The organism is Streptomyces sp. NPDC015661 (assembly GCF_043077765.1).
GTDB lineage: Bacteria > Actinomycetota > Actinomycetes > Streptomycetales > Streptomycetaceae > Streptomyces.
Genome location: NZ_JBIBST010000012.1, coordinates 183641 through 200784, shown reverse-complemented (window position 1 = coordinate 200784; position 17144 = coordinate 183641). Strand labels below are relative to the sequence as shown.

Below are 17144 nucleotides of genomic sequence, written 5' to 3'. Positions count from 1 at the left end.
AGGCGGACGCCGCGGACGAGCCGCAGGCCGAGGCCACGGCCCCGGCCGAGCCGGAGACGACCATCGCGGTGGACACGGACGCGCCCGAAGCCGCCCCGCAGGAGACGGCGGAACCCGAGGCTGACGCCGTGGACAAGCCGCAGGCCGACGCCAGTGCCCCGGCGGAGCCGGAGGCGGACGCCGCGGACGAGCCGCAGGCTGAGGTCGCCGCCCCGGCCGAGGCCGAGGCCGAAGTCACCGCCACGGCGGAGCCCGAGGCTCACGCCGCAGACGAGCCGCAGGCCGAAGCCGCCGCCCCGGCGGAGCCCGAGACCGAGGTCGCCGCCCCGGCGGAGCCGGAGGCCGAGGTCGCCGCCCCCGCCGAGTCGGAGGCGGACGCCGCCGAAGCGGTCGAGCCCGAGGCCGCCACCCCGGCGGAGCCGGTTGCGGCTGTCGCCGCAGATGCGGACGCGCCCGAAGCTGCTGCGGAGCAGCAGGAAGAGGCGCCCGCCGCCGAGGCCGCCGAGCCGGTCGCCGAGGTCGCCGCCGAGGCCGCCGAGCCGGACGCCGAGGTCGCCGTCGCAGACGCCGAGCCCTCGGCCGACGTCCCCGCCGAGCCGGAGGCTCGGGCCGACGAGGCTCGGGCCGACGAGGTGCCGGTCACCGAAGGCGCCCCCGCCCTTCCCCTCGCCGCCCTCAAGGCCTCCGCCCCGCATCTCGCCGACGCGTACAAGGCCGCCGGGGCGCAGCTCAAGAAGCAGGGGCTCACGGGGGCGCGGGCCGCCGTGTACCTCGTCGTCGACCGGTCCGGGTCGATGCGCGGGTACTTCAAGGACGGTTCCGTGCAGCGCCTCGCCGAGCAGGTCACCGCGCTCGCCGCGCACCTCGACGAGGCCGCCACCGTCACGACCGTGTTCTTCTCGACGGACATCGACGGCACGGTCGACCTGACCCCCGCCGACCTCACCCCCACCCGCATCGACGAGGTCAACGGCACCCTCGGCCGCCTGGGCCGTACCAACTACCACCGGGCCGTCGAAGAGGTCCTCGCGCACCACGAGAAGCACGACCCGGCCCGCCCGGCGCTCGTCGTGTTCCAGACGGACGGCGCCCCGGAGTCGAAGACGGCCGCCACGCAGGCGCTCGCGGAGGCCGCCGACCGCCCGCTGCACTGGCGGTTCGTGGCCTGGGGCGAGGAGGACAACAAGGCCTTCGACTACCTCCGGAAGCTCGACGGCACCCCCCGTACCGCCACGTACTTCGCGGGCGTGACCCCCGTCGAGACGGCGCACGCGGCCTTCTACCGGGGTCTGCTCTCCGGCCTGGAGTTCTAGGAACGGGAAGGGGAGGTGGTGACGGTGACCGGCAGGGTCACCGTCACCACCAGCCCACCCCCCTCCCCCTCGCCGCGCGCCACGGCCCGCACCGCACCCCCGTGCGCGACGGCGACCGACCGCACGATGGACAGCCCGAGCCCCGCGCCGGGCCCCATCCGGTCCCGCCCTTCCCCCCGCCGGAAGGGCTCGAAGAGCCCGTCGACATCGCCCTCCGGAACGACCGGCCCCGTGTTGACGACGGTCAGGACCCCGGGCTCCTCGACCCGTACCGCCACCTCGCCACCGCCACCCGGCAGGTTGTACGCCTCCGCGTTCGCGACGAGGTTCCGTACGAGCTGCGCGAGCAGCACCCGGCTCCCCCGTACGACGCCCCCGTCACCCACCACGCGCGCGTGCGCGTACTCCTCCGAGACGACGTCGCCGAAGCGCACGTCCTCCCGTTCGGCGAGCCCCCGCTCGCTGCGCGCGAGGAGCAGCAGCCCGTCGATGAGGCGCTCGCTGCGCCGGTTGGCGTCGAGGAGGACCTGCCGCACCTCGCAGTCGTCGTCGAGCCCGATCTGGATCGCGGCGCGCTGGGTGGCGAGCGGGGTCCGCAGCTCGTGGGAGGCGTTGGCGATGAACCGGCGCTGGCTGTCGAAGGCGGTCTCCTGGCGTCCGAGCAGCGCGTCGATCGTGTCGCCGAGCTCCTTGAGCTCGTCGTCGGGCCCGCGCACGGCGAGCCTCTCGTCGAGGCCGGAGAGCCGCCGGGCCCGCGCGGTCATCTCGTGGACGGGCCGCAGGACGCGCCCGGCGGTCCACCACCCCACCACGACGGCGCCACAGGCGATGACGAGCAGGGCGAGGGAGGACCACATGAGCATCTGCTCGCCGGCGGCCCGGCTGACGTCGTCGCCGATCCGGTACGCCTCGACGACGGCGACGTCGTCCGCCCGCGCGACGATGGCCTCGGTGTCGGCGTCCGTACCGGCCCTGACCAGCAGGTTCACCACGAGCAGCAGGAGGGCGCCGAGGACCAGGAAGACGGCTCCGTGGACGAGCGCGATACGGGTGCGGATGGTGGACCCGGCGCCGAGGATCGACTCGCTCACAGCACGTACCCCACGCCCTGCACGGTCCGGACGAGTCCCGGCTCGCCGAGCTTCCCGCGCAGCTTGCTCATGCAGACCCGTACGGCCCCGGTGAAGGGGTCGGCGTGGGCGTCCCAGGCACGATCGAGGAGCTCCTCGGCGGAGACGACCGCGCCGTCGGCCTCCAGGAGGATCTGGAGGACGGAGAACTCCTTGGGGGAGAGGTCGAGGTCCCGCCCGTCACGGGCGGCGGTCCGCCGGACGGTGTCCATGACGAGCCCGTGGCGTTCGAGGAGGGGCGGCAGGGCGGGCCGGGCGGAGCGCCTCCGGAGGGCGCGGACCCGGGAGACCAGCTCGGGGAAGTCGAAGGGCTTGCCGAGGTAGTCGTCGGCGCCGAGGTCGAGGCCTTCGACGCGGTCCTCGACGGCGGAGGAGGCGGTGAGCATGAGGATCCGGGTGGGGGATCCGGCGGCGAGGAGCCGCCGGGCCACGTCGTCACCGTGGACGCGGGGCAGATCACGATCGAGAACGAGCACGTCGTAGGGGCTGGACGGAGCGGGGCCGGCGGTACGGGACGGAGCGGGACCGGCGGTACGGGACGGAGCGGGACCGGCGGTACGGGACGCAGCGGGGCCGGCCGCGACCGGATCGCCCGGGGCACCGTCGTCCACGTACAGTCCCAGCCGCTCCAGGGCGTCGTCGCCCGCGTGGACGGTGTCGACGGCGAAGCCCGCCCGCCGCAGGCCGGTGGCGAGGAGCGCGGCGAGGTCCCGCTCGTCCTCGGCTACGAGTACACGCATGCGGCCCATCCTCCCGAGGAGGAGCACGGGGACGGCCCCCACCCCCACACCCACCGTTATCCACAACCCCGCTTTATGGATGTGAGTGGATCTTCGTCGGGCCGTTAGGATTTCGACCATGGCGGCCACTGGATCCGAGAAGCAGGGGGCGAAGGCGTTCTACGTCACGACCCCCATTTACTACGTCAACGACGCTCCTCACCTGGGCCACGCCTACACGACCGTCGCAGGCGACGTGCTCACGCGCTGGCACCGTCAGCGCGGCGAGAAGGTGTGGTACCTCACCGGCACGGACGAGCACGGTCAGAAGATCATGCGCACGGCCGAGGCGAACAACGTCACGCCCCAGGCCTGGTGCGACAAGCTCGTCGAGGAGGCGTGGAAGCCCCTCTGGGAGCACCTGAACATCGCGAACGACGACTTCATCCGTACGACGCAGAAGCGTCACACGGACCGCGTCCAGGAGTTCGTGCAGGACCTGTACGACAAGGACGAGATCTACAAGGGCGGGTACGAAGGCCCGTACTGCGTGGGCTGCGAGGAGTTCAAGCTCCCCGGCGACCTCATCGAGGCGGAGGACGGCACCAAGCTGTGCCCCGTCCACAAGAAGCCGGTGGAGATCCTCAAGGAGGAGAACTACTTCTTCAAGCTGAGCCAGTACGGCCCGAAGCTGCTCGAGTTCTACGAGGCGAACCCGGGCTTCATCCAGCCGGAGTCGGCCCGCAACGAGGTCGTGAACTTCGTCAAGCAGGGCCTTGAGGACCTCTCGATCTCCCGCTCGACCTTCGACTGGGGCATCCCGGTCCCGTGGGACGAGAAGCACGTCATCTACGTGTGGATCGACGCGCTCCTGAACTACGCGACGGCCGTCGGCTACAACGAGAACCCGGCGAAGTTCGAGGAGACCTTCCCGGCGAACGTGCACCTCATCGGCAAGGACATCCTGCGCTTCCACGCGGTGATCTGGCCGGCGATGCTGATGGCGCAGGGCCTGCCGGTCCCCGGCCGGGTCGCGGCCAACGGCTGGCTGATGGTCGGCGGCGAGAAGATGTCGAAGTCGAACCTGACGGGCATCAAGCCGCAGGACCTGACCTCGCACTTCGGCGTGGACGCGTACCGCTGGTACTTCCTGCGGGCGATCGCCTTCGGCCAGGACGGCTCCTTCTCGTGGGAGGACTTCACCGCCCGCTACACGTCCGAGCTGGCGAACGACTACGGCAACCTGGCGTCCCGCGTCGCGGCGATGGTCGGGAAGTACTTCGGCGGCGAGCTGCCGGCGTCGACGGCCGACGGCGACGCGGAGAAGGCGATCCACGAGGGCCTGGCGAAGGCCGTCGCGACGGCCGACGCGAAGATCGGCGAGGAGCTGGACTTCCAGGGCGGCATCCTGGCGATCTTCGACTTCGTGAAGCAGGTCAACGGCTACATCACGGAGCAGGAGCCGTGGAAGGTGGCCAAGGACGAGTCGGAGGAGGGCCGGGCCCGCCTGGCGACCATCCTCTACACGGCCGCCGAGTCCCTCCGCGCCGTGGCCGTCCTGCTCAACCCGATCATGCCGGAGACCTCGCAGGCGCTCTGGGAGTCCCTGGGCGCCGAGGCGTCCCTGGGCGCCCTGGCGGCGCAGCCGGTCCAGTCCTCCGCCACGTGGGGACAGCTCCCGGCCGGCGCGACGGTGACGAAGGGCGCGGTGCTGTTCCCGCGCCTGGAGGACCCGAAGAAGGACTGACGTACGACACCCGTACGTCCGTACTGACGCACGAAGAAGGCCGCCGTCCCGGTGTCTGTCCGGGAGGGCGGCCTTTTCCGTGCGGGTCACCAGGTCAGGGCGAGGGCGGCGACGGCGGGCGCCATGTAGACGACCGGGAAGGGAGCGTGAGCGTAGGCGCGGGCCCGGACCACGGTGATCACCGCACCGAGGAAGTACAGGATGAGTCCGATCGCGGCGAGCGTCCCGATGACCGGGATGTAGAAGCCGACGACGAGCCCGACGGCCCCGGCGGCCTTGGCGGCACCGAGCCAGTTCCACCAGGCCTGCGGAACCCCGTACTCGGCGAGGGGCTCGACGGTGAACTTGGCCTTGAAGAAGATCGAGGCACCGGAGAACCCGGCCATGAACGCGGCGACGGCGGTGACGACGATGGCGGTGGTGGACATCTCGGCGAACATCTCGGCTCCTTAGGCCTTCCCGTGTCCGCCTCGTTCGAGCCGGACACTGCACTGACGGAGACGAGGAGGAGTGTGTGACAGCTGCCGAGAAGTTTCTTTCCCCGGCTCTCTTCAGCAGGCTCCGGGTCCACGAGGTGGTGGCACCGGGCGACGCCGCCGACGGAGGAATCTGCGTGGATCGTCGTGCAACGCTTCGGCGAAGAAGACCGAGGAGCCTGACTGCCGGCGACGGACGGAGGGTTCGCGGCGGACTGGTCGGACCGGTCGGACCGGTCGGACCGGTCGGACTGGTCGCGACCTCACGGACACCGCACCGCGGGAGGCGATCCGTACCCTCCGGCCTCACCCGCCCGGGGAGCGCACAGCGGGCTCACAGGCGGTCCCGACGCAGGGCTCAGGTTCGGTGCCTAGCGTGCGCCGCATGGTCGTGACGCGTGAGGACGAGAAGCTGGCCGGGGCCGCCGTGGAAGGCCTGTCGGCGGGGGTGGAGCTGACGCCCAAGCCGGGGCTTCCCGATGCGCGGGAGGCGGATCTGCCGGGGCTGCGGTGGTCCGCGCGGGCGCTGGAGCCCGGGTTCGCCGCGATGGCGGCGGCCGCACGGCGGATCGGGGAGCCGGGCCGGGCGCTCAGGGCGGAGCTGGGCGCGATCGGGCGGGCCACGGAGCGCGACATGGCGAGGGCGGACGGCGGCACGGGGACCCACCACGGGGCCGTGTGGCCGCTGGGGCTGCTGGTGGCGGCGGCCGCGCTCGCACCCGCCGGGGACCTGGACGAGATCACCGCCCTCGCCGGACGGATCGCCGCGCATCCCGACGCGCGGGCGCCCCGCCGCCCCTCCCCCGGTTCGGCGGTCTCGGTCCGGTACGGGGCGGCCGGCGCGAGGGGCGAGGCGCGGGCCGGGTTCCCGCACGTACGGCGGGCGTCGGCAGCCCTCCGTACCGCCCGCGACGCCGGGGCCCGCGAGCCCGAGGCCCGTCTGAACGCCCTGCTCACGGTCATGACGACCCTCCAGGACACGGGCCTGCTCCACGCGGCCGGTCCGCACGGGCTGCGGGAGGTGCAGGACGGAGCCCGGGAGGTCCTGGCGGGCCGCCTGCCGCTGACGTCCTTCGACGTACGCCTACGGGAACGTGGCCTGAGCCCCCGGGGCAGCGGCCACCTGCTGGCCGCTGCCCTCTTCCTGGACGGGCTCCGTTAGGAATCCGTACCGGTGTGGGTCGCGTCGGGGTCGACGCCCAGGGTCAGGGTGGCGAGGACACCCTTCTCGATCTTCTTCGCCCGGTACTTGAGCGTGAGCAGACCGCCCTCGGACCCGTTGCCGGGGTAGATCGTGTCGGCGTCGAGCGTGGTGCGCTCGGTGGTGCTGGTGGAGTACGGGGCGACCTCGGCCGAGTCGAGTACGGCGCTCTCGGCGAAGAAGAGCTGCCCGGTGTGGCAGGTGTGCCCGCCCTCGTACCCGGCGGACGTCATCGTCCCTCCCACGTGCACCTTGGTGTGGACGTGCACGCAGCGCCCCCGGTACCAGCCGGGGAAGACGGTCGTGAACTCCACGTACCCGTGCTTGTCGGTGAGCTGCGTCCCGCGCAGGTACCGCTTGTCGTCGGTGGGCTCCTCGTGCCCACCGCCGCCACCGCCACCGGGCCCGCCGGAAGGGGGCGTACCGGTGGGAGCGCCGGTGGGCGGGGTCCCGGTGGGCGCATCGGTCGGAGGCGTACCGGTCGGCGGCGTACTGCCCCCGGGGGCCCCGCCTCCGCCCCCCGTACTGAGGCTCTCGTACCCGGAGTAGATCCCGAGCGCGTCGCAGTGCCAGATGTCGACGGCGGCGCCCTGCAGCGGCTCGCAGCTCTCGGAGTCGATCACCTTGAGGCGGACGGTGAGGGGAATGCCCTCGCGGTCCTCGGTGATGTCCTTCCGGATCTTGTCGGCGTCGATGTAGTACGGACCTTCGGTCGTCTCCGAGGTCAGCCGGTAACAGGCCTCGCCGGACGTCGTCTTCTCCGTGGCGCCCGCCGAGGTCGTGTCGGCCGAGGCGCTGGAGACGACCCCGGCGCCGATCCCCGCCGCGACGACGACGCCACCACCGGCGGCGAGAACCCGCCGCCGTGTCATGTCCCGCCTGTGCTTCTGGTTTTCACTCATGGGCGAGGACCCTAGGAACGGCACCTGTCAGGAACATGGGAGCGGGCTGTGGGTTCCTGTGCGTGCTGTCGGCGTTCACGGCGTCGACCTGACGTGGACGCCGCCGAGCCGCGCAGGCCGCCACGAGGCTGTGGCCCACCCGGCGCCGGTGGCCCAAGGACCGGTACACCAGCGGAGTTCGCACCGGACCCGGACAAGCCCGCGCGGCCAGGAGCGGCCAGATCGGACGAAGCGGCCCGCACCAGCGACTGCCCTGAGCCGGCGCGGTTGCTGGGGGGCAGGGGCCGCTGATCGTTCGCGCAGCCGGGAAACGACTGTGGGGCCCGGAACCGTCATCGCGGTTCCGGGCCCCACAGGTGCCGAAAGGCTGATTAGCGGCCCGCCTCCGGGTGGACCGACTCCGTCACCGGGCGGTCTTCCGTGACGACCTTCTTCTCGACCGGCTTGCGGAGCTGGATGTTCAGTTCGCGCAGGCGGGACTCGTCCAGCTCGGTCGGGGCGCCCATCAGGAGGTCCTGGGCGTTGCCGTTGAGCGGGAAGGCGATCGTCTCGCGGATGTTGGGCTCGTCGGCGAGGAGCATGACGATGCGGTCGACGCCCGGGGCGATGCCGCCGTGCGGCGGGGCGCCGTACTCGAAGGCGCGGAGCATGCCGGCGAACTCGGACTCGACGGTCTCACGGGAGTAGCCCGCGATCTCGAAGGCCTTGAACATGATCTCGGGCTCGTGGTTCCGGATGGCGCCGGAGGAGAGCTCGATGCCGTTGCAGACGATGTCGTACTGCCAGCCGAGGATGTCCAGCGGGTCCTGGGTCTCCAGGGCCTGCAGGCCGCCCTGCGGCATGGAGAACGGGTTGTGCGAGAAGTCGATCTTGCCGGTCTCCTCGTCCCGCTCGTACATCGGGAAGTCGACGATCCACGCGAAGCGGAAGACGTTCTCCTCGAACTGGCCGGCGCGCTTGGCGGCCTCGACCCGGACCGGGCCCATGATCTTGGAGACCTCGTCGAACTCGCCCGCGCCGAAGAAGATCGCGTGGCCGGGGGCCAGGCCGAGGCGCTCGGTGAGGACCTTGACGTTCTCCTCGGTGAGGAACTTGGCGATGGGGCCGGTGAGGGCGTTCTCCTCGCCCACGCGGACCCAGGCCAGGCCCTTCGCTCCGAGGGAGACCGCGAAGTCGCCGAGGGAGTCGAAGAACTTGCGCGGCTGGTCGCCGGTGTTCGGGACGGCGAGCGCGCGGACGTGCTTGCCGGCGAAGGCCTTGAACTCGGAGTTCTCGAAGACGTCGGAGATGTCGACGAGTTCGAGGTCGGTGCGCAGGTCCGGCTTGTCGTTGCCGTACTTGAGCATCGACTCGCGGAACGGGATCCGCGGGAACGGCGAGGTGACGTGGCGGCCGCCGCCGAACTCCTCGAAGAGCTCCGTCATGAGCTTCTCGATCGGCTGGAAGACGTCCTCCTGCTCGACGAACGACATCTCGACGTCGAGCTGGTAGAACTCGCCCGGCGAGCGGTCGGCGCGGGCGTCCTCGTCGCGGAAGCAGGGCGCGATCTGGAAGTAGCGGTCGAAGCCGGAGATCATCAGAAGCTGCTTGAACTGCTGCGGCGCCTGCGGCAGCGCGTAGAACTTGCCCGGGTTCAGACGGGACGGGACGACGAAGTCGCGGGCGCCCTCGGGGGAGGTCGCGGCGAGGATCGGGGTCGCCATCTCGTTGAAGCCGAGGGCCACCATCTTGGAGCGGATGGAGGCGATGACGGCGGAGCGCAGCATGATGTTGCGGTGCATGCGCTCGCGGCGCAGGTCGAGGAAGCGGTACTCCAGGCGCCGCTCCTCGTTGACGCCGTCGTCGGCGTTGATGGTGAAGGGGATCTGCTTGGCGGCACCCAGGACCTCGACCTCGGCGGCCTCGATCTCGATCTCGCCGGTCGGCAGCTCGGGGTTGACGTTCTCCGCGCCGCGGGAGACGACCTTGCCGTCCACGCGGACGACGGTCTCCTTCGTCAGCTTGTCGAGAACCTCGGCGGCGGGGGTGCCGGGCCGGGCGACGAGCTGCGTGATGCCGTAGTGGTCGCGCAGATCGATGAAGAGGATGCCGCCCAGGTCGCGCCGATTGTGCAGCCAGCCGCTCAGCCGGACGTCGGTGCCGACGTCAGAGGCGCGGAGCTCGCCGCAGGTGTGGGACCTGTACCGATGCATCGTCGTTCATCCAGTCTTCGGGATCTTGGGTCGTGGGGCGTCGCCCGGCCGTGACCGCTGTCACAGATGTCACAGGACACGAGGGCAGACCCACCCAGAGTACCGGCCGGGCCAAGATCGCATTTCGAATACTCTCGGTGGCGACCTCCTGTCCGATATTCATAAAGTGGGGCAATGCGCACCGAGGACGTCCTGGCCGCGATCGCGACCGGCCTGTGGCGCTGGGACAACGCGTCCGGGATCGTCTCGCTCGACGCCGAGGCCGCCCGGCTGCTCGGGCTGCCCGCCGAGCCCGTGCGACTCACCGAGGCGGCCGTGCGGGCGCGTTTTCATCCGGTCGACTGGAACGAGATCGACGGGGTGGTCAACCTCGCCGTCGCCGAGGGCACCCTCGCCGAGGCCCGGCTGCGGATCATGGACGGGCACGGCCGGGTGATCCGTACCGTACGGAGCAGGTCGAAGCCGCTCATCGAGGGGAACGACTACCAGCTGGTCGGCACGCTCCAGGAGGTCGCCGAGCAGCTGCCGGGGACCGCGGCCCGTACGCCCATCACGGGCGACTGGCGGCGCTCCCGCGAGGCCTTTCTCCTCGACGCGGGGCGGGCGCTCGCCGAGGCGCGGTCGACGGCCGAGGTGCTGCGGGTGGCGGCCTCCCTGTCGATGCCCGGCTTCTCGCCGGACGGGCTCGCCGTCTTCGGCGTGGCGGGCGAGCGGCTGACGGTGATCGGCCACCACGGGCACAGCGAGGGCGACGAGGGGCCCTTCTCGTCGATGTCGCTGGACACGGACTATCCGGCGGCGGAGGTCGTACGGACCGGGCGGGCGATCTACCTGCCGACGCCGGAGGAGTACCTGCGCCGCTTCCCCATGACCTGGCCGCTCGCGCAGCGCTTCGGGCGCCGCTCCTGGGCCTTCGTGCCGCTCGTCGTCGCCGGGCGGACGATGGGGGCCTGGATGGCGGCCTTCAAGCATCCGGTGGCGTTCACGCCCGACGAGCGGTCCGTGCTGACGACGGTGGCGCGGATGCTCGCGCAGGCCCTCGCACGCGCGGGCGTGGCCGAGTCCGAGCGCGAGCTCTCCCTCGGCCTCCAGCGGACGATGATGCCGGTCCTCGGTCCTGGCATCCCCGGCATCCAGGTCGCCGCGCGGTACGTGCCGACCGGCGGCGGGCTCCAGGTCGGCGGCGACTGGTACGACATGATCCGGCTGCCCGGCGGCTCCTCCCGCACCGGCGGCAGCGGGCCGGGACGGATCGCGCTCGTCATCGGCGACGTGCAGGGACACGACGTGCGGGCAGCCGGCCTGATGGGGCAGCTGCGGATCGCCCTGCGCGCGTACGCCTCCGAGGGCCACCGGCCGGACGCGGTCCTCTCCCGGGCCTCGCGTTTCCTGTACGGGATCACGGACGGGGACGACGAGGATCCCGGGAACGGCGGCGGGCCGCGCTTCGCGACCTGCCTCTACCTGGAGGTCGACCTGGAGACCGGGTCGGTCGACATCGCGCGGGCCGGGCATCCGGATCCGGCGGTGCGGATGAACGACGGAACGGTTCTCCTCAGGCCCACCGCCGGGGGGCTGCCGCTCGGCATCGACCCCGACACCGACTACCCCACCACCCGGCTCACCCTGGACCCCGGCGAGACCCTCATGATCTGCACCGACGGGCTCCTGGAGACCGGCGGGCACGACCTGGACAGCGGCTGGGAGCGCGTACGGACGCTCCTGGAGTCCCACGACGGCGAGGACCTGGAGAGGCTCGCCGACGCCCTCGTGGAGGCCGTCCACGGGCCCGGCTCGCACCACACGACCGGCCCGCTCGCGGACCGCCGCGAGGACGACATCGCCGTCCTGCTGCTCTCCCGCCGGCCCGCCGGGACCGTGCGGGAGGCCCCCCGCCGCACCCTCATGTCGATCGCCCAGGCCGAGCCGGAACGGATCGCCGAGGCCCGCGAGCAGGTCCGGCAGCTGCTGCACGACTGGTCGGACGAGGACCAGCTCGACTCTGCGGTCCTCATGGTCTCGGAGATGGTCACGAACGTCCTCGTCCACACCGACGGCGACGCGCTCCTGGTCGCGGAGGTGGCGTGCGCCGAGAAGTCGCGGCGGCTGCGGGTGGAGGTCTCCGACGGCAGCGACGAGCTGCCGCACAAGCGGCACCCGGGCGAGATGGCGTCGAGCGGCCGCGGCCTGGTCCTGATGGAGATGCTGGCGGACGCGTGGGGGGTGGATCCGCGGGGCGAGGGCAAGGCGATCTGGTTCGAACTGAACGAACCGGAGTCGGAGGACGGCTGCTGCGCCTAGCCTCCGCCGGGCCTGCCGTTGTGGGGCCTACGTTCCGCCGGGACGGCACCCACCCACCCGCCCCCGTTGTGGGCAGGCGTTCCGCAAGGAGCGATTGCCCACACGGGGGTGAACGGGGGCAACGCCCCACCGGGCGCGGGCCCGCACGGGCGTGGTGCGGGGGCCGTGTGGGGATCGGTGTGGTGGGACCGCGCGCGGGGGGCCTTCACCCGGCGCAGACTGGTTTCGTACGCGGTCGCGCGGGGGACCACGGAGTGCGCCATGGACACCCACAAGGTCGGCAGCGACACCACGGTGATCGCCGACAGTCTCGACGTGCCGGGCATCGGCCACATCCCGGTCAACGCCTACGTCCTCACCGCCGCCGAACCCGTGGTCGTCGACACCGGGCTCTCGGTCGAGGACCGCGATTTCGTCGCGGCGCTCAGCGGGGTCATGGACCCGGCCGACGTCCGCTGGATCTGGCTGACCCACCCCGACCGGGACCACACCGGCGGGATCTTCGATCTGCTCGACGCCGCCCCACGCGCGCGCGTGATCACGACGTTCCTCGGCTTCGGGATCATGACGACCGAGCGGGCGCTGCCCATGGACCGGGTGTACTTCCTCAACCCGGGCCAGTCCCTCGACGTCGGCGACCGCACGCTGCACGCCTTCCGGCCGCCGCTCTTCGACAGCCCGGCGACCGTCGGCTTCTACGACGACCGGACCCGGATCTGCTTCAGCTCCGACTGCTTCGGCGGCCCGATGCCGAGCGCCGAGCTGGCCGAGAGCGGGCACGCGAGCGATCTCAAGCCGGAGGAGCTGCGGCAGGCGCAGCTGCTCTGGGCGACGCTCGACAGCCCCTGGGTGCACCTGGTGGACGCGGAGAAGTACCGGGCGACGCTCGCGCCGCTGGCGGAGATGAACCCGGAGATCGTGCTGTGCACGCATCTGCCGCCGGCCGTACGGATGACGAACCGGATGCTGGAGACGATCGCGTCCGTCCCGGACGCCGACCCGTTCGTGGGCCCCGACCAGGCGGCCCTGGAGCAGCTGCTCGCCTCGTTCGAGCCGGGCGGTCTCACGCCGGCCTAGTCCGCCCCGGAAGGCGTCCCGGAAGGCGTCCCGTACCGCGTCCGCAGCTCCCCCAGGATGCCCGTCGCGGCGGCCGTCAGCGGTACGGCGAGCAGCATGCCCAGGATCCCCGCGACGGACGCCCCCGCGGTGATCGCCAGCATCACCACCGCCGGGTGCATCTGGACGGTCCGGCTCTGGACCATGGGCTGGAGGACGTTGCCCTCGATGACCTGGACGGCCAGGACGATGCCGAGCACCCACAGCGCGATGACGAAGCCGCGGTCGGCGAGGGCGACGAGGACGGCGATCGCGCCGGAGAGGAAGGCGCCGAGGTACGGGATGTAGGCGGTGACGAAGACGAGCGCGGCGAGCCCGACCGCGCCGGGCACGTCGAGGACGACGAGGCCGATGCCGATGAGGACGGCGTCGACGAGGGCGACGAGCGTCGTGCCGCGCATGAAGCCCTCGACGGCCTCGAAGGCGCGGCGCGCCATGGCCTCGACGAGGTCGCCGGTGGCGCGGGGGGCGAGGGAGCGCAGGATGTCGGCGGCCCGGTCGGAGTCCTTGAGGAAGAAGAAGATGAGGAGCAGGGCGAGGACGGCGGTGGCGAGCGCCTGGCCGACGACGCTCAGCCCGCTGATGACCCCGGAGGCGGCGGTGCCGCCGAACTCCCTGAGGAGTTTCTCGGCGTTCTTGGCGAGGTCGTCGAGGGAGGTGCCGGCCGCGCCGAGGTGCTCGGCGATGTCGGAGGCGGCCTGCCGGAGCGAGGCGACGATCTGGTCGCCGGTGTCGATGAGCGCGACGACGACGATGTACGTGGCGCCGCCGACGACGACGAGGACGGCGACGACGGTGAGCGCGGCGGCGAGTCCCTTGCGGACCTTCATCCGCAGCAGGCGCCGGTAGAGCGGTCCGAGGAGGGCGGTGCCGAGGATCGCGAGGAGGACGGGGGTGACGGCCGTCTTGAATTCCACGCAGAGCCAGATGAAGACGGCGGCGACCCCGGCGGCGAGCAGCAGGACGACGCACCAGGCGGCGAACCGGCGGACGGGGTCGGGGAGGAGCGGCTCTCGGCTGGTCTGCACCTCATCACCGGACCACGGCCGTCGGCGTGTCGTCGCGCGCTGACGGGCCGTACGGGTGACGCCCCGTCAGCGAGCGCGAAAAGGCGGTACGGGACGGGGCAGGGAGCCCCGTACGGCCGGTGCGGGCCCAGGCCGGGCGCCCCGTACGGCCGGTGCGGGCCCAGGCCGGGCGCCCCGTACGGCCGGTGCGGGCCCAGGCCGGGCGCCCCGTACGACCGGTGCGGGCCCAGACCGGGCACCCCGTACGGCCGGTGCGGGCCCAGACCGGGCGCCCCTTACGGCCGGTGCGGGCCCAGACCGGGCACCCCGTACGACCGGTGCGGGCCCAGACCGGGCACCCCGTACGACCGGTGCGGGCCCAGACCGGGCACCCGGTACGACCGGTGCGGGCCCAGGCCGGGCGCCCCGCAACACGGAGGCGGTACGGCATCGGGCGCCCCGTGCCGTACCGCCTCCGTCGTACCGTGCCGCCTTCCTCGTACCGCCTCCCCCGTACCGTCCCGCCGTTACTCGCCCATCCCGTGGACCGCCGGGATCGTGCCGAGGCGGCCCGCCTGGAAGTCCTCGAAGGCCTGGCGGAGTTCGGCCTGCGTGTTCATCACGAACGGGCCGTAGTGGGCCATCGGCTCCCGGATCGGCTGCCCGCCGAGGAGGACGACCTCCAGGTCCGGGGTGTTGCCGTCCTGCTTCTCGTCCGCGCGGACGGTCAGCGCGCCGCCCTTGCCGAAGACGGCGGTCTGGCCCATGTGGATCGGCCGCCGTTCGGCACCGGCCGTGCCGCGGCCGGCGAGCACGTACGCGAGGCCGTTGAAGTCCTCGCGCCAGGGCAGGCTGATCTCGGCGCCGGGGCGCAGGGTGGCGTGGATCATCGTGATCGGGGTGTGGGTGATGCCGGGGCCCTCGTGGCCGTCGAGCTCGCCGGCGATGACGCGGAGCAGCGCGCCGCCGTCGGGGGAGGTGAGGAGCTGGACCTGGCCGCCGCGGATGTCCTGGTAGCGGGGGGCCATCATCTTGTCGCTCGCGGGCAGGTTCACCCACAGCTGGAGGCCGTGGAAGAGGCCGCCGCTGACGACGAGGGACTCCGGCGGGGCCTCGATGTGGAGGAGGCCGGAGCCGGCGGTCATCCACTGGGTGTCGCCGTTGGTGATGGTGCCGCCGCCCCCGTTGGAGTCCTGGTGGTCGAAGGTCCCGTCGATGATGTAGGTGACGGTCTCGAAGCCGCGGTGGGGGTGCCAGGGCGTGCCCTTGGGCTCTCCGGGCGCGTACTCCACCTCACCCATCTGGTCCATCATGATGAACGGGTCGAGGTACTGGTAGTTGATCCCGGCGAACGCGCGGCGCACCGGGAATCCCTCGCCCTCGAAGCCCGAGGGGGCCGTGGTGACGGCGAGCACGGGGCGGGCGACGGCGTCGGCCGGGGCGGCGACGCGCGGCAGGGTGAGCGGGTTCTCGACAGTCACAGCGGGCATGACCGGACCTCCTAGGTGCGACCTTGTACGACCACTTTAGTTGAACACTGAACTTCTTGCTACCCGGAACGCGGATCCGTCCCGCACCATTCCCGCCCCCTCCCCGCCCCTTCCCCCGGACGACCGAAAGTCGCCCACCCGTCCGGGTGAGTCACACCCCCGCACCCCCGCCCACTCGGGCACGCTGTCCCCGCCGGGCGGACCACCCGGCACCCCGACGGCCCGCGAAGGAGCCCGCATGTCGAACTACCCGGCGCACCTGAAGTACACGAAGGACCACGAGTGGGTGGAGCGAACGAGTGACAAGCGCGTCCGCGTCGGCGTCACCGACTTCGCGCAGAAGCAGCTCGGCGACATCGTCTTCGTGGACATCCCGACCCTGGGCCAGGACGTCGGGGCGGGAGAACCCTTCGGCACCCTGGAGTCGGTCAAGTCGGTGAGCGATCTCTACGCGCCCGTCCCCGGCCGGGTGGTGACCGAGAACCCCGACCTCGAAAGCGACCCCGAGAACATCAACACCGACCCGTACGGCGACGGCTGGATCGTCGAGATCGAGATCGCCGGCACCGGCGCGCTGGACGGCCTGCTCGACGCCGCGCAGTACGAGAAGCTCCTCGCCGAGGACGCCGAGGACTAGGAGCGGGCCCCAGGAGACACGGGCGGGCCCGGCGACCCCTCAGAAGCCGCCGGGCCCGCCCGTCCGCGCGCGAGGATCAGCCGTACATCCGCCGCATCGCGAAGTCGACCATCTGCTCCACGGCCTTCGCGTCGAAGACCATGCGGTGGTCGCCCTCCATGTCGAGGACGAAGCCGTAGCCGGTCGGCAGCAGGTCGATCACCTCGGCGCCGGTGATCACGAAGTACTTCGACTCCTTGCCCGCGTACCGCCGCAGCTCCTTGAGCGAGGTGAACATCGGGATGACCGGCTGCTGGGTGTTGTGCAGGGCCAGGAAGCCGGGGTTGTCACCGCGCGGGCAGTAGACCTTCGAGGTGGCGAAGATCTGCTGGAAGTCCTCGGCGGCCAGGGTCCCGGTCGTGAAGGCGCGTACGGCGTCCGCGAGGGAGGGCGGCGAGGGCTCCGGGTACAGCGGGGGCTGCTGCTGGGCGTACCCGCCGCCGGCCATCCCGGCCTGCATGCCGCCCGGCATCCCGGCCTGCTGCTGGGCGTACTGCCCCTGCTGGGGCGGCGCGTACTGCTGCTGGGCACCCGGGTTCTGCTCGTAGCCGTACATGGGGCCAAGACTATCGAGACGCGTTCGCACACCTCTACAAGTCGGGGCATGGAGGGTTCTCCAGGGGAGGGGGGTGGCCGCCCGCCGGCACACGAGGGACGGACGCTCGATCACCCACCGTAGCCGAACGGTTACGAACGATGCCCCACCTGCCGAGATTCCTCACCCTCGCGTGGGCGAGCCCTCCACCTGGCTTGACGGCGGCGATTGACGTCACGGACGTCACAGATGGCCGGATAGGGGTTGCTTCTTATTACCGGTGGGTAGCATCATCGGAGAGAGCGTGTTGCTACTCGCTGGTACGTGTACGAGGAACCT

14 protein-coding genes are annotated in these 17144 nt (G+C 71.9%); 6 read left to right on the top strand and 8 right to left on the bottom strand.

Annotation, left to right across the window (positions count from 1 at the left end):
- Nucleotides 1-1313 (top strand): VWA domain-containing protein (locus ACF07V_RS30375; RefSeq protein ID WP_392158879.1); only part of this gene is annotated, 1313 nt, incomplete at its 5' end.
- Here the strand turns inward: ACF07V_RS30375 and ACF07V_RS30370 are convergent.
- Both ACF07V_RS30370 and ACF07V_RS30365 read right to left on the bottom strand, forming a co-directional pair.
- Nucleotides 1310-2404, bottom strand: coding sequence for a sensor histidine kinase (locus ACF07V_RS30370; RefSeq protein ID WP_392158878.1), 1095 nt, complete (start codon nucleotides 2402-2404; stop codon nucleotides 1310-1312). The two genes, ACF07V_RS30375 and ACF07V_RS30370, sit on opposite strands and share 4 nt — an antisense overlap.
- Entirely contained in the window at nucleotides 2401-3183 is a 783-nt protein-coding gene (locus ACF07V_RS30365; protein WP_392158877.1) for a response regulator transcription factor, read from the bottom strand. The genes ACF07V_RS30370 and ACF07V_RS30365 overlap by 4 nt, the downstream gene beginning before the upstream one ends.
- Before the next feature lie 118 nt (nucleotides 3184-3301).
- On the opposite strand from ACF07V_RS30365, the gene metG reads away from it, so the two are divergent.
- Nucleotides 3302-4909: a methionine--tRNA ligase gene (gene metG / locus ACF07V_RS30360; RefSeq protein ID WP_392158876.1), complete on the top strand. Its 1608-nt coding sequence runs from the start codon at nucleotides 3302-3304 to the stop codon at nucleotides 4907-4909.
- A gap of 86 nt (nucleotides 4910-4995) precedes the next feature.
- Here metG and ACF07V_RS30355 read toward each other — a convergent pair whose 3' ends face one another.
- The gene (locus tag ACF07V_RS30355) at nucleotides 4996-5349 is read right to left on the bottom strand and encodes a DoxX family protein (protein ID WP_392158875.1); all 354 of its coding nucleotides are present in this window, start codon (nucleotides 5347-5349) and stop codon (nucleotides 4996-4998) included.
- A gap of 421 nt (nucleotides 5350-5770) precedes the next feature.
- Between ACF07V_RS30355 and ACF07V_RS30350 the strand changes: the two genes are divergently transcribed.
- The gene (locus ACF07V_RS30350) at nucleotides 5771-6547 is read left to right on the top strand and encodes a triphosphoribosyl-dephospho-CoA synthase (protein ID WP_392158874.1); all 777 of its coding nucleotides are present in this window, start codon (nucleotides 5771-5773) and stop codon (nucleotides 6545-6547) included.
- On the opposite strand, the gene ACF07V_RS30345 is transcribed toward ACF07V_RS30350, so the two are convergent.
- Together ACF07V_RS30345 and aspS are read right to left on the bottom strand one after the other, a co-directional pair.
- The gene (locus tag ACF07V_RS30345; RefSeq protein ID WP_392158873.1) at nucleotides 6544-7488 is read right to left on the bottom strand and encodes an intradiol ring-cleavage dioxygenase; all 945 of its coding nucleotides are present in this window, start codon (nucleotides 7486-7488) and stop codon (nucleotides 6544-6546) included. The two genes, ACF07V_RS30350 and ACF07V_RS30345, sit on opposite strands and share 4 nt — an antisense overlap.
- A gap of 371 nt (nucleotides 7489-7859) precedes the next feature.
- Nucleotides 7860-9680, bottom strand: a complete 1821-nt coding sequence (aspS, locus tag ACF07V_RS30340; protein WP_392158872.1) for an aspartate--tRNA ligase — start codon at nucleotides 9678-9680, stop codon at nucleotides 7860-7862.
- A 174-nt stretch (nucleotides 9681-9854) separates the two neighbouring features.
- Between aspS and ACF07V_RS30335 the strand changes: the two genes are divergently transcribed.
- Entirely contained in the window at nucleotides 9855-11981 is a 2127-nt protein-coding gene (locus ACF07V_RS30335; RefSeq protein WP_392158871.1) for a SpoIIE family protein phosphatase, read from the top strand.
- A 261-nt stretch (nucleotides 11982-12242) separates the two neighbouring features.
- Nucleotides 12243-13058, top strand: coding sequence for an MBL fold metallo-hydrolase (locus ACF07V_RS30330; protein WP_392158870.1), 816 nt, complete (start codon nucleotides 12243-12245; stop codon nucleotides 13056-13058).
- Here the strand turns inward: ACF07V_RS30330 and ACF07V_RS30325 are convergent.
- The gene (locus ACF07V_RS30325; RefSeq protein ID WP_392158869.1) at nucleotides 13055-14125 is read right to left on the bottom strand and encodes an AI-2E family transporter; all 1071 of its coding nucleotides are present in this window, start codon (nucleotides 14123-14125) and stop codon (nucleotides 13055-13057) included. The two genes, ACF07V_RS30330 and ACF07V_RS30325, sit on opposite strands and share 4 nt — an antisense overlap.
- 506 nt (nucleotides 14126-14631) lie before the next feature.
- A complete protein-coding gene (locus ACF07V_RS30320) occupies nucleotides 14632-15594 on the bottom strand; it encodes a pirin family protein (RefSeq protein ID WP_392158868.1) in 963 nt (320 codons plus the stop codon).
- 238 nt (nucleotides 15595-15832) lie between these two features.
- On the opposite strand from ACF07V_RS30320, the gene gcvH reads away from it, so the two are divergent.
- Nucleotides 15833-16231 (top strand): glycine cleavage system protein GcvH, encoded by a 399-nt coding sequence (gcvH, locus tag ACF07V_RS30315; protein ID WP_392158867.1) that lies wholly within the window; start codon nucleotides 15833-15835, stop codon nucleotides 16229-16231.
- A 76-nt stretch (nucleotides 16232-16307) separates the two neighbouring features.
- On the opposite strand, the gene ACF07V_RS30310 is transcribed toward gcvH, so the two are convergent.
- Complete coding sequence (locus ACF07V_RS30310; protein ID WP_392158866.1) at nucleotides 16308-16826, bottom strand: SseB family protein; 519 nt, start codon at nucleotides 16824-16826, stop codon at nucleotides 16308-16310.
- Nucleotides 16827-17144: the final 318 nt, after the last annotated feature.